The organism is Streptomyces sp. NPDC086549 (assembly GCF_044746205.1).
Lineage (GTDB): Bacteria > Actinomycetota > Actinomycetes > Streptomycetales > Streptomycetaceae > Streptomyces.
This window is the reverse complement of sequence record NZ_JBIVBS010000008.1, coordinates 15,690-28,702: the sequence shown is the minus strand read 5'-3', so window position 1 is coordinate 28,702 and position 13,013 is coordinate 15,690. Positions and strand designations below refer to the sequence as shown.

The window sequence follows — 13,013 nt, the reverse complement described above, 5'->3', positions numbered from 1 at the left end:
AGGCCCTCGAACGAGGGTGCTCCTGTGCTCACGCCGGTCGGCGTGCCTCCGGACGGCGCGGCGTCGTGGCGGTGGCAGGTGCCGGGGCTCGCGTGTGCGCCTGCCTCATGGGTCGCGCGCACTTCACGGACCGCGCAAAGGCCGCCGCGGGAGCGGTGATCGTTCCCGCGACGGCCTTCTACGGCGGCCCCGGCGACCTGCTAACCACTAGCCGTCGGGGAGTTCACGATGACGGACGTCGTCACCATGCCGAGGGGTCAGGGCATTCCCTGAACCACGTTGTCGACGAACCGCGTTGTCGATGCTAGGCGGTTCCCAGGGCGTCGCGCAGCAGCGAGATGGCCTGGTCGATGGCGGCTCGGGTGGCCTTGGACTGGCTGAGCGAGTTGAGCATCATGAAGTCGTGCACCGTGCCGTCGTAGCGCACCGTGGTGACCGGGACGCCCGCGGCGCGCAGCTTGGCGGCATACGCTTCGCCCTCGTCGCGCAGTACATCGGCCTCGTCGACGATCAGCAGGGCGGGTGGCAGGCCCGTGAGCTGCTCGGTGGTCGCGTGGTTGGGGGAGGCCGTGATCTCGGCGCGCTGCTTCGGGTCGGTGGTGTAGGCGTCCCAGAACCACTCCATCGCCTTGCGGCGGAGGTAGGGGCCGTCGTCGAACTGGTCGTAGGACTCGGTGTCCATGGCCGCGTCCGTGACCGGGTAGTACATCGACTGCTGTGTGAACGTGACATCACCGCGCTGTTTGGCCATCAGGGCGAGCGCGGCGGTCATGTTGCCGCCGACCGAATCGCCCGCCACCGCCATGCGGCGGGCGTCCAGGCCCTTGGACGCCCCGTCGCGTGTGATCCACTGTGCGGTGGCGTAGCCCTGCTCGATGGCCACGGGGTAGTGGGCCTCCGGTGACGGGGTGTACTCCACGAAGGCGACCGCGGTGTGGGCGCCCACCGCCAGTTCCCGCACCAGCCGGTCGTGGGTGGCGGCGTTGCCCAGCACCCATCCGCCACCGTGCATGTACAGCACGACGGGCAGTGTGCCGGTGGCGCCCTCAGGCTTGACGATGCGCACCCGCACGTCGCCCACCGAGGCCTGCACGGTGATCCACTCCTCGTCGACCGGCAGCTTGTCGATCGGCGCGGCCTGCAGGTCGTCGAGGACCTTGCGAGCTTCGGCCGGCTTCAGCTCGTACAGGAATGGATGGTTCGAGGTCGCGTCGGCCAGCTCCTGTGCCGGGCGCTCCAGGACGATCGAGCGGGATTGAGCAGTCATGGCAGTGCTCCCTGGGGGATGCTGAAAAGCCCATGATGGAGAGCGGAGGGTGTACGACATCCTCCGGGGCGCCGGCGTCGCCGAACGCCCGGCGCTGGACAGAGCCACTGGTCAAGCCCTCGATGGGGCGACAACTCCATCGTAGTCGCGCGCCTTGCGACCCTCGACTTCGGACGTCGGCCGCGATGTCCTCGCAGCGGATTCCCGGTCACGGAGTCGCGACGGTGTGTGAGGCCCGCCGGTGGACGGAACCCCATGTTCGGGCGGCATGGCGCACCGCAGTGGCTTCCGCACGACTCACTGGGAGAAGAACGGCGCCGGATGGCAGGGGTCGGCCGAGCAGACGAACACTCCCGCGTGGCTGCCCCGGCCGACGCTCATGCCGGTGGGTTCGCGGGCCGCCGCCCACTCCTCGCTCCCCGGTTCCAGATGGCGTTCCTCCAGAGGCCAGAAACGGTGCGGCGCACCATCCTCGCCCCAGCCGCCCAGCGCGTACTCGTAGGTGTCGCACTGGAGGAACAGCTCCAGCGGCGCGCCGCACTGCGAGCACTCCAGGGCCAGGGGCATGTCGGTCACCGACCAGTTCATGCTGCCGCCCAGTTTCCAGCCGGGGACCGCCGACACGTCGTCGGGCAGGCTCCGCTCCTCCAGCCAGGCGGTGTGCCGCTCCGCGAGGCCGACGGGGAGTTCCTCATGCCATGGGTACTCCGTCAGGCGCTCGGGGTGCAGCACGCACGCGCGCGGGATCATGTCCCAGTCGTAGTCCCAGTGGTCCTCGGGGTCGGGCCGGGCGGTGAGCGGGTCGGTGACGTCCGCCTCCCGGCGCCAGAACAGCCGGCAAGCCTGGCCCCAGCCCTCCGGATGCGGCTGGTCGTGCCACTCCGGGCACCACAGCACCTGCACCAGGTCCGTGCCCTCCGGGAAACGGATCTCCGGGAACTCGGCGGCCGTGAACTGAGCGACGGCGACCAGCGGACAGGGTTCCTCCGGCCGGCCGTTGACGTCCTTGTGGTCCGCGCAGTGCGGCCACGGCTCGCAGGCCGGCCACCACAGGGGACCGCCGATGTGGCTGCCGCGCGGGCCGGGAGTGCCCCGGCGGGGATGCAGTCGCACGGTCGTCCGAGCGTACGGAGCCAGCTCGGGGAAGTCGCGCACGGGGTCGTGCGAGGCGGGGCCGGTGGTCAGGGGCATGGGGGCAGTGTGGCAAACCCCCCTCCGGCCGGCGCGACCGCCACCTTCCGCGGCTGCCGACAGCCGACCTCCGTCCGCAGATGGTAGGCAGTCGCCGGTCGCCGGTCGCCGGTCGCCGGTCGCCGGTCGCCGGTCGCCGGTCGGCAGTCGGCAGTCGGCAGTGCGGCCAACCCCTGCTCGGCGGCGGGGTCGTGGCCGGGTCGGCGGACGATGGCGACCTCCCGTCGATCCGTCATGGCGCCGGCATCGTACGGCGCACGCCAGGCTCCGTTCGAGCTCGCAGGTGTGGGGACAGCGCTGTCACCACCCGCCTGCACGGATCGCGGCGGCACCGGCGTAGTCCCCGGCATGCGCGAATCCCGCCAGGACCACGAGATCCCCGTCCCCGATCCGTCCGCTACGGATGGCGTCGTCGAGCGTGACGGGCAGCGCCGCGCCGAAGAGGTTGCCGCACCGGTCGAAGGTGTCGGGGTGCCGCTGCGCGGGCAAACCCAGTGACTTGCGCCAGTTCTCCAGGAAGGTCCGGTTGGGCTGATTGGTGATCAGGCAGTCGATGCCGGCGCTCTTCACGTCCAGCCGACGGCACAGGGCGCGTACGACCTCCGGCACCAGACGGTTGCCCCGGTCCAGTACGTCCGTGACCCCGCGAGGGGTGAAACCGATGCGCACTTGGGCCTCGCCGGGCTCCCAGTACTTGCGTCCGTCGTCGCGCACCATGGTCATGTCTCCGGCGTACGCCGCGATGTGTCTGCTCTCCGTCCCCAGGAGGGGCGCGTGTCCGGATGTCGTCAGGTAGCCCACGCCGCAGCCGTCGCCGGGGATCGCGGCCTGCGAGAGACCGCGGACCTGCGACTGGGTGAACAACTGGCCCGCCGCGCTCTGGGCGTTGCAGACGAGGGCTGTACGGGCGTCTCCGGTGAGCAGGAGGTGCCGCGCCAGCTGGAGCATGTGCACGAAGGAGGCGCATCCGGCGTTGGCCACGTCGACGAGCCAGCGGGGAGACAGGCCCAGCCTGCGCGCCACTTCGGTGCCGGATCCGACGAAGGGCTGGTCGGGCAGCTGGCTGTGGACGAGCAGGACGTCCACGCGGCTTATCTCCGCCCGGCCGTGACGTTCGATCAGTGGCTGGACGGCACGCTCGATCATGTCCGTGTTGGACTCCTCGGGCGTGACGTGGTGGCGGTACGGCGGGACCTTGAACATCGGGCTGTCGCGCAGCCTGTCCTCCGCGGCGGGATGCCCGGTGAAGAAGGCGGCGGGTACGGGCTCGCCCGGCAGGTAGCTGGAGACGTCCGTGAGGCTCACCGTGGTCATCGGGCCACCCGTGCCGCCGGGGAGCTGTTGACCGGCAGTCCGTTGCGGTGCCGGTGTTCGAGGATCGCCTTGAGGTTGTTCATCTCCAGGGTGTGGCCCGCGTAGAAGAGGTCCCAGTAGTCACCGACCCAGCGCCGGCCGGGGCGCGGTGTCAGCTCCGGGCGCGGATTGGTCCGGTAGTAGGGGTGGCGACAGTTGGTCCAGGTGATCACGGAGCCGGGGCGGCCGAGGACCGTTGCCGCCGGGAGCACCCGCATCAGATAGATCATCCACAGTTCGTCCCCCTGGTCCCAGGCGCAGTGGAAGTCGACCGTCATGGCGCCGTGATGGGCCTCGACCCGGCAGTAGATCCGTGTGTCCTGTTCCAGACGGTCGTGACCGACCCACAGGCCCGGCACGTCGGAGGGTTCGAACCCCCTGAGGCTGCAGGTCCACTCCTCCAGGTGGTGGCCGCGGCTGAGGTAGTCGTACACCGCCTCCGGCGGGCAGTCGACGTACGCGTGGATGGTGCAGTACTGCCCGTAGACCTCCTGGTGCGGATAGGAGTGCGAGGTCGTCTGCGCGCAGAGTTCGGCCAGTTTCTCCGGGCTGGTGTTCTCCACCCGGACCAGGCCAGGGATGTCAGCCAACGTGGATCGGTCGGTCATGCGCCTGCTCCTGGTCGTCGATGTGGGGGTGGTCGATGCGGGGGTGACCGGGACCGGTCGCGGTCGGGCCGGTCAGGAAGGGCTCGAACGGTGGGATCTCGCGGTGGTCGAAGTCCATGACGACCAGCGAAGGGCCACGGCGGGCGTTGCTCCGCAGCAGCGCGGCGCGCAGTTGGGAGGGCGTGTCGGCCGAGGCGACGGAAAGACGGGGGAACATGGCTGCGACGCCCGCGGCTATGCCGGCCGGACGGAAGAGGTTCTCGGGCCGGGCACCGCCCTGGAAGAGCTCCTCGCGGGTCACACACATCGCGTGCGCGTTGTTGTTGAGTACGACGAAGGTGACCGGTGCGTCGTACTCGACCGCCGTGTGCACCTCCATCCCGTGCATGAAGAACGCCCCGTCACCGGCCAGGACGTAGGTGCGGCGGCCGGTGGCCAGCGCGGCGCCGATCCCGGCCCCGAAGGTGTAACCCATGCCGCCCATCCCCACCGCCACGACGAAGCGGCCGTTTCGGGGGGCCGGCAGAGCGTGGATGGCGCTGGCCCCGGCATTGCCCGCGTCCACGAAGACGTGGGCGTCCTGCGGCAGCGCCCCGGCGATCGAGGCCACCGCCGCGCCGTAGCCGGTGGTGGCGCCGGGCAGTTCGGGCGCGGTGCGCACGCGGGGCGAGGGGTGCGCCGGGCAGGCGGGCGGCCGCGGCCGGAGGCGGTGCCGCAGGGTCCGCAGCGTGCCGGCCAGCCCACCGCGCAGTGCGACACCGGGTACGAACGGCGGCTCGGGATCGACACAGACCAGGGGCGTCGCGGTGAGCGACGACTCCAGCCGCCCCCGGGCCAGGACCGGCAGACGCGTGCCCGCCAGGAGGCAGGCATCGGCGCGTCGCAGGCACTCCTCCACCTCGCGGTGGCCCATAACCCCTGCCACGCCCACGAACCGGGGGCTGCGGTTGTCGAAGACGTCCTTGGCGTCCGGTGTGACCGCCACACACGCACCCAGACGGCTCACCAGTCCGGCCAGTTCCTCGCGTGCCCCGGACCCGGCCACACCCTCCCCCGCGATCACCAGGACACGTGAGGCGTTCTGGAGGACATCGAGCGCGGCGGCCAGCGTGGCGGGATCGGCCGACGTGGTGGGATCGGTCAGCATGGCGGGATCGGCCGACAGGGCCGAGCGGGTGCACGGAGTTGCCGTAGCCCCGCTGCCGTCGGCGACAGCCGCCGGTGCGTCGGCCGGCGCCGCGTCCACAGCTCCTGCCGGGCCGCCGGTGTCCATGACATCCGCGGTGCCGACGGGCCCTGGCCGCCCGATGCCCGCCCCCGCCGGCAGGCCGAGGCCGGACTGCTGGACGTCCTTGGGCAGGAGCAGCACCGCCGGGCCCCGGGGTTCGGTCTGTGCCACGGAGACGGCCCGCGCCAGCAGCCCGGCGATCGAGCCGGGCACGGTGACCCTGGCGCAGAAACGCGAGACGGGTGCGAAGACGTCCAGGGCGTCGAAGGAGCCGGCCCGGCCACTGGAGTCCTGAAAGGCACCCCGGCCGTCGAGGTCCGTGGGCGGCTGGCCCACCAGTGCGAGCAGCGGGATGCGCGAGGCGTGGGCCTCGGCGAGCCCCGGCACCAGGTTCATCGCACCCCCGCCGGACGTGGCGGCGACGACGCCGAGCCGGGCGGTGGCCCGTGCGTACCCGTCGGCCATGGTCACCGCGGAGAACTCGTGCTTGGCCACCACACCGCGGATCCGGCCGTGCGTACGGGCCACCGCGTCGTACAGGTCCTCGATGTTCGCGCCGCCGACACCGAACACGTACCGGACGCCGAGCCGGTCCAGTTCCGCGGTCACGAAGTCCACCAGACGCGTACGGTCCGTCATGCGGCCCTCCGCTCGGCGTCGGCCGGCTCGACGACCAGACCGGCGGGGGAGAGGAGCTGGAAGCGCTGCCGGTACTGGGCGGGGGTGAGTCCGACGAGGGCGCTGAAGGCCCGCAGGAACGTCTCGGTCGCGGTGAATCCGCACCGGCTCGATATCTGGCACACCGTCAGCTCGCTCGCCTCCAGGAGCTGACGGGCGCGGGAGACGCGCATCTGCCGGACGTACTGGCCCGGTGTCGTGCCCACCTCGCGCCGGAAGACGCGGGCGAAGTGACGCGGGCTCATGCTCGCCCGATCGGCCAGGTCGGACACCGGCAGGGGGCGGTGGAGGTTCTCCCGGACCCAGTCCTGCACGGACCGGATCGGCTCCCGGTCCGAAAGCTGTGCGTCCAGCACCACGCTGAACTGGGTTTGTCCGCCGGGCCGTTTGAAGTACAGGACCAGGTACTTGGCGACCTCCAGGGCGTACGCCGACCCGTGGTCGGCCTCCACCAGTGCCAGGGTCATGTCAATGCCGGTGGCTACGCCCGCCGAGGTGACGTAGGGACCGTCCCAGACGAAGATCGGTTCGGTGTCCACCGTCACGCTGGGGTAGCGGCGCGCCATCTCCTTCCCGTAGGCCCAGTGGGTGGTGGCCCGTCGCCCGTCCAGCAGGCCGGCCTCGGCCAGCAGGAACGCCCCACCGCACACGGAGGCCACGCGCCTGGACCGCCCCGCGGCGTGCCGGATCCACGCGACGAGGGACGGATCCGACAGGGCCTGCCGCAGACCCCAGCCTCCGGGCACGAGGAGGGTGTCGATCGGCCCCTCGCCGGCTTCCAGCGGCTCGGCCTGCATGACCAGGCCGGCGGAGGTTGGGACCGACGGTGCGTCGGGGGAGAGGCATTGCAGGCGATAGGCGCCGGCCGGCCCGGGTAACAGCCGGTTCAGCGTGTCGAACACCTCGAGCGGCCCGCTGATGTCCAACGTCTGCGCGCCGGGATAGACCACGATCACAACACGTCGTTGTTCCACGATCACACCCTGTGCCCAGTCCGGCGCTGCCCGCAACGACACCTTGTTGACGATTCCTGCCATGCCCCGGGCTCACCGGTCGGATCAGGCCAGGAGATCGAGATGTGACCTGGAATACATGACGTGCTCTGTCAGGTTTTCGACGCACTCTCGGGTGTGCACGGACAACCGCACCGACTCCAGGAGAGACGACGATGACCAGCGCGACGATGACCAGCACGACGGCGGCCGGCACGACGATGGCCGGCACGACGATGGCCGGCACGACGGCGGCCGACACAACGACCGTCAGTACGACGGCGGTCGGCACAACGGCCGTCAGCCGTGAGGAAAGCCCGGCCGGGACATCGGCGGTCGCGCCCCGGCGCGCATGGCTGGGGGTCGTATCGGCCGAGCACGCGCGGATCGCGGTTCGGCGCGGCTTCGTCCAGCTCAACCACGGCAAGCGGCACAACCTCGCCCGGATGGGCCGTGGTGACGGCTTCGTCTTCTACTCGCCCACCCAGCGCATGGGGGACCGGGGACGTCTGCGCGCCTTCACGGCGCTCGGCGTCATCGACGACGACGAGCCCTACCTCGCCGACGAGGTGATGAACATGGGCGCCAAGGGCCCTGTGCGGCCCTGGCGGCGCAACGTGCGTTTCCTGCCGGTCCATTCCGTGCCGTTGAGCGACGTCTCCGGCGAACTGCTGCTGACGCAGCAGCCGAACTGGGGATATTCGCTGCGCTTCGGTCTCGTCTCGCTGTCCGTCGACGACTTCCGTTCGCTGCGCACCGCGATGACACCCTGAACGGACGCCTGCGCCGACGGGTCCGCGTCAGGCGCCCACCGGATAGCCGATCTCCGCGATGTCCTCCGCGAGGTCCGCCCATGTGATCTCCGCGTTCAACGTGCTGACCACATGCTCGGTCAGCGGACGTGAGGCAAGGACGTGACGAACGGCCGCCAAGTCGACCGGGACCTCGTGATAGTCCTCGGCCCACCGCTGAAACGCTTCCGCCGAGCGATCCACCAGCAGATGGAACAAGTACCCGGCGCCGTCCGGATCTTCCGTGGTCTCCTCGGGGAAGTCGATCGTCCCCGCCTGCCATTCATCGTCTCCCGGCTCCCGCCACATGCACGCGGTGATGACAGGCATCCCGTCCTCGTCCGAGAACGCCGGCTCCTCGACACACGGCCGGAAGACTTCCGGCACGTCATCGAGCACGCCGGGCCATGGCCCGTCCCCCGCGTAGGGGCTCATCGGTGATTCGTGAGCGAACCCACGGACATAGGCGCCGGCGGGCGAGAAGACGATCGAGTATTCGTCGCCCGACCCGTTGCGCATCGAGGCCATCGACTCCGTCTCGGACCAATGGGCGTCGAAGGAGTAGTAGCGGTCCGCCCACTCGGGACTCAGCACCGCGTCCAGCATCGCCAGGGAACGGCAGTGATCTTTGAGGACGGCTTTCCCGGGCAGCTGTCGAGCAATGTCATGAACGGTCATGCCCACATCCAAGCGCACGCCACACGCGGCGGTTCCCCCCGTGTGTGCGACGCTGGAGTTCTGATCACCACAGCGACTCCAGGTGAGTACAGATGAGCTCCAACCGCCAGATGAGCTCCAACTGCCTGATGAGCTCCGACCGCGCCGATGGACCGTGTCCCGCGGCTGCCGCCCCGGGCAGTGGGCCCGCCGTTTCCCGGCAGGAGTTCGACGCGTTGTTCGAGACCGTGCGGACGTGGGGACGCTGGGCCCCGGCCGACCGCGGTGCCTGGAACCGGGTGACCGCGGACCGGGTGCGGCAGGCCGTGGCGCGGGTGCGGTCGGGGACGGTCGTACCGATGGGGCTGCCATGGAACACCCGGGCCGGCCCCGACAACCGCAAGCCCGCTGTGCACCGTATGACCGATCTCGGTGATGTGGAGCCGCCGGAACCCTCCACCCACAAGGACTTCATCGCCGCGGACTACCACGGCAAGGCGGTCACCCACCTGGACGCCCTGTGTCACATCGCCTACCGGGGGCAGCTCTACGACGGCCGGACGGCGAGCGAGGCCGTCGACGCCGAGGGCGCACGCTTCGGCGCGGTGTCGGCGCTGGGTCCGCTCGTCACGACGGGTGTGCTGCTCGACCTTCCCGCTGTTGCCGGGATCCGCTGGCTGGAGCCGGGACAGGCCGTCCGGGCCCGGGACATCATCGCGGCGGAGAAGGCGTTGGGCGTGACGATCGGCGAGGGCGACGCGGTGCTGCTGCGCTCCGGTCACGTCCGCCGCCGAGAGGAACTCGGCGCCTGGGATCCCGATACGGCGAGCGCGGGCCTTCATGTGAGCGCCGTACCGCTGCTGGCCGAGCGAGGCATCGCGCTGCTCGGCGCCGACGGCGACAGCGATGTGCGGCCCTCGCCCGTGGAGGGCGTCCACTCGCCGGTCCACGCGCTGGCGGTGGCGGCGATGGGGGTGCCGCTGCTGGACAACCTCGACCTGGAGGCGCTCTCCGCCGCGACTGCCGAGGCCGGGCGGTACGCGTTCCTGTTCGTGCTGTCGCCGCTGAATGTGCCGGGCGGGACCGGGTCGCCCGTCAATCCGGTCGCGGTTCTGTGAACCTCTGGCAATGACTAGCGGCTTTTCTGACCGTACTCTCGTTATTGTCATAGTTTTCTGGAAATGCTTGATCTCGTGTTGTGAGCGAGGCAAAGCGTGGTCCGGTCTGGCGGGGAACCGATGCCCACGGGGCGTACGGCACGTGGCGCGGGGCCCGTGCGTACCCGCGAACGGTTCCTGCAGGGGGAGACGATCGCAGCAGACGTGCGGTCACCGATCCTGGGTTCCTGGCAGCGCTGCCGGTCCCTGGGCCTTTCGCCGGACCAGACCGACCTTCCCTTCCGGGAGGATCTCGATCGGGACGGCAGGCTCGTACGCGCGGCCGTTCCCGTTCTCGACCGGTTGCAGTCCATATTCGCCGGCAGCCAGATGAACATCTCCGTCGCCGATGCGCGCGGGGCCGTCCTCCTTCGCCGTTTCGGAGAGGCGTCACTGGCCAGAACCCTCCCCGCGATTCAACGCGTCCCGGGATTCGTGTTCGCCGAGCAGTACGCCGGAACCAACGGCATCGGCCTCGCGCTCGCGGAACGTCGACTCATCAGGGTCCGCGGCGCCGAGCATTTCGCCGAGCGTTCGCAGGGAAGCGCCTGCCGTGCGCTTCCCGTCCGTGACCCGCTCAACGGGCGCATCGAAGGCGTCCTGTGCTTCGGGTATCCGCGCGGTGCCGAGGATCCGCGTCTGGCCGCCGTTCTGTGCAGGGCCGCCGAGGCCATCGAACGGCGTTTGCTGGGACAGAGTTCCGTGCGTGAGCGTGCGCTGCTGCGGGCGTACCTGGAGGCCAGGGCCGAAGCCGCCGCTGGTCCTCACGAACGCATCGGCGTGGACGAACTGGCCCCGGAGCTGCGCCCCCGAGACCGGGCCCTTCTCCTGGAGAAGGCCACCCAGCTGATCTCCGCCGCGCACCGGGCCGCGGTGGACTTCGGCCTGCCCGACGGCCGACGCGTCACCCTCGTGAGCCGGCCGACGACGAGTGCCTCCGGGGTGGAGGGCATCGCCGTCGAGGCCGTTCTCACAGGCCCCTCGTCCGGCCCAACCTCCGCCGAACCGCGCCGGGCCGTCGAGGCCGGCGCGGGCGCACCGCCCGCAGCTCTGCCCACTCTGCCCACTCTGTCCACCGTTCTGCCGTCCGGACACGGTGCAGACCTCCTGGAACTGGAGCGGCCTTCCGGCGGCCCGATGCCCGGTCGCCTCGCCGGACCCGTGCCGGGACAGGACGGCAGGGGTGGCACGGACGGCGCGGACGGCACGGGTGGCACGGGCGGCGAGAGGATCGCGGCCGCCGACGCCGGTGGCGCGACGGGCCTTCCTGCCGCCTCCCGGCCGCCGGCGAGAGGGCTCGTGCTGGTGGGGGAGCCGTACGTGGGGGAGTACGCCCTGGCCGCGCGACACCGCCTGGAGCTGCTGTCCGAGGCCAGCGTCCGCATCGGCACGACCCTGGACGTGCGCCGCACGGCCGAGGAACTCGCCGAGACGGCGATTCCGCGACTGGCCGACTTCGTCACGATCGACCTGGCCGAGGCCGTACTTCGGGGCGACAAGTGTGCCGACCCGCACAGCGACCTGCAGCGTACGGTCGTGCGCGGCATCCGCGACGACCTTCCCTTCAGTCCTCCCGGCAAACGGATCGACTACGGCCCGACCACGCCGCAGCTGAGGTGCCTGACCAATGGGCAGGCGGTGCTGGAGCCGGACCTGAAGGCCGCCGCGGGCTGGCTCGCCCAGGACCCCGAGCTCACCGGACAGCTGCTGGCCACTGTCCACTCCCTCATCACCGTTCCCCTGGTCGCCCGCGGCGTCCTCCTCGGCGTCGCCAGCTTCTACCGCTCGCAGGACCCCGCACCCTTCGGAGACGACGACCGTTCGCTGGCCCAGGAGCTCGCCGGACGCGCCGCCCTGTCCATGGACAACGCCCGGCGCTACACGCACGAACGCGCCATGGTCCTGGCCCTGCAGCGCAGCCTGCTCCCGCACGTCCTGCCCGACCAGGACGCCGTCGAAGTCGCCCACCGCTATCTGCCCGCCGAATCCGACGTGGGCGGTGACTGGTACGACGTCATCCCGCTCTCCGGCAGCCGGGTCGGCCTCTTCGTCGGCGATGTCGTCGGCCACGGCATGCTCTCCGCCGCCACCATGGGCCGCCTGCGCACCGCCGCACGCAGCTTCGCCGAACTCGACTTCCCTCCGGACGAGGTTCTCGCCCACCTCGACAATGTCGTGGGGCGCCTCGACCGGGAGGATCCCGAGGCCGAGGACTTCGGCATCATCGGGGCGAGCTGTCTGTACGCCGTATACGACCCGACCTCGCAGCAGTGCACCATGGCCCGCGCCGGTCACCCGCCGCCCGCGCTCGTCCACCCCGACGGCACCGTGTCCTTCCCCGACCTGCCCGCCGGCCCCCCTCTCGGCCTGGGCGGCCTGCCCTTCGAGACTGCCGAGGTCCATGTGCCGGAGGACAGCCAACTGGTCCTGTACACCGACGGACTCATCGAAGACCGGCACCGCGACGTCGACGAGGTGCTCGACCGCCTGTGCGGCGCCCTGGCCCACCCCGAGCACACGCCCGAGGAGGCCTGCCAGACCGTTCTGGATCTTGTGGCGCCCGACCATCCCTACGACGACATCGCCCTGCTCGTCGCCCGTACCCACGCCATGGGCCTCGACCGGATCGCCACCTGGGACCTGGTCGCCGACCCGGCCCTCGTCGGCGAGGTCCGTGCGGGCGCCGTCCGGAAGCTGGCCGACTGGGGCCTCGACGACACCGTGTTCGCCGCGGAACTCATACTCAGCGAGCTGGTCACGAATGCCGTCCGCCACGGTGCCGGCCCCATCCGGGTACGGCTGCTGCACGGCCACAACCTGATCTGCGAGGTCTCCGACACCAGCAGCACCGCCCCGCATCTGCGCCGGGCGGCCAGCACCGACGAGGGCGGTCGTGGCCTGTTCCTCGTCGCACAGGTGTCACAGAGCTGGGGTACGCGCTACACCACGCAGGGCAAGGTCATCTGGGCCGAATGCGCGCTGGCCGCGGTCTGACGGCCCGCTGGCCCGTTGGGGCCACAAAGGAATCCAGAATGTTCTGAATTCTGCGATTTCCTTGGCTAATATCCGTTATAAATCCACGATCAAATCT

Annotated in this window: 10 protein-coding genes; 3 read left to right on the top strand and 7 right to left on the bottom strand. The window is 70.7% G+C overall.

The genetic code is table 11. The annotated features are described in order from the left end of the window. Positions 1-304: 304 nt before the first annotated feature. The 6 genes from ACIPSA_RS24770 to ACIPSA_RS24745 all read right to left on the bottom strand — a co-directional run bounded on the left by ACIPSA_RS24770 (position 305) and on the right by ACIPSA_RS24745 (position 7,362). Positions 305-1,267 carry an alpha/beta hydrolase gene (locus ACIPSA_RS24770; protein WP_402638156.1) on the bottom strand — a complete coding sequence of 321 codons (963 nt, stop codon included), beginning with the start codon at positions 1,265-1,267 and terminating at the stop codon, positions 305-307. A gap of 297 nt (positions 1,268-1,564) precedes the next feature. Continuing rightward, complete coding sequence (locus ACIPSA_RS24765) at positions 1,565-2,458, bottom strand: hypothetical protein (protein WP_402638155.1); 894 nt, start codon at positions 2,456-2,458, stop codon at positions 1,565-1,567. Positions 2,459-2,758: 300 nt separating this feature from the next. Further along, positions 2,759-3,772, bottom strand: a complete 1,014-nt coding sequence (locus ACIPSA_RS24760) for a 3-oxoacyl-ACP synthase III family protein (protein ID WP_402638154.1) — start codon at positions 3,770-3,772, stop codon at positions 2,759-2,761. Further along, a complete protein-coding gene (locus ACIPSA_RS24755) occupies positions 3,769-4,419 on the bottom strand; it encodes an SRPBCC family protein (RefSeq protein WP_402638153.1) in 651 nt (216 codons plus the stop codon). The genes ACIPSA_RS24760 and ACIPSA_RS24755 overlap by 4 nt, the downstream gene beginning before the upstream one ends. After that, complete coding sequence (locus ACIPSA_RS24750; RefSeq protein ID WP_402638152.1) at positions 4,394-6,286, bottom strand: thiamine pyrophosphate-binding protein; 1,893 nt, start codon at positions 6,284-6,286, stop codon at positions 4,394-4,396. The genes ACIPSA_RS24755 and ACIPSA_RS24750 overlap by 26 nt, the downstream gene beginning before the upstream one ends. Next, on the bottom strand, positions 6,283-7,362 hold the full coding sequence (locus tag ACIPSA_RS24745) for a GlxA family transcriptional regulator (RefSeq protein WP_402638151.1): 1,080 nt from the start codon (positions 7,360-7,362) through the stop codon (positions 6,283-6,285). Before ACIPSA_RS24745 ends, ACIPSA_RS24750 begins: the two co-directional genes overlap by 4 nt. A 131-nt stretch (positions 7,363-7,493) precedes the next feature. Between ACIPSA_RS24745 and ACIPSA_RS24740 the strand changes: the two genes are divergently transcribed. Then, a complete protein-coding gene (locus tag ACIPSA_RS24740) occupies positions 7,494-8,090 on the top strand; it encodes an EVE domain-containing protein (RefSeq protein WP_402638150.1) in 597 nt (198 codons plus the stop codon). 27 nt (positions 8,091-8,117) lie between these two features. Here ACIPSA_RS24740 and ACIPSA_RS24735 read toward each other — a convergent pair whose 3' ends face one another. Continuing rightward, positions 8,118-8,786 (bottom strand): hypothetical protein, encoded by a 669-nt coding sequence (locus ACIPSA_RS24735; RefSeq protein WP_402638572.1) that lies wholly within the window; start codon positions 8,784-8,786, stop codon positions 8,118-8,120. A 128-nt stretch (positions 8,787-8,914) separates the two neighbouring features. Here ACIPSA_RS24735 and ACIPSA_RS24730 point away from each other — a divergent pair, with 128 nt between their 5' ends. Both ACIPSA_RS24730 and ACIPSA_RS24725 read left to right on the top strand, forming a co-directional pair. Next, a complete protein-coding gene (locus ACIPSA_RS24730) occupies positions 8,915-9,883 on the top strand; it encodes a cyclase family protein (RefSeq protein WP_402638569.1) in 969 nt (322 codons plus the stop codon). Between the two features lie 96 nt (positions 9,884-9,979). Further along, a complete protein-coding gene (locus ACIPSA_RS24725) occupies positions 9,980-12,916 on the top strand; it encodes a SpoIIE family protein phosphatase (RefSeq protein ID WP_402638149.1) in 2,937 nt (978 codons plus the stop codon). The last annotated feature ends 97 nt before the right edge of the window (positions 12,917-13,013 follow it).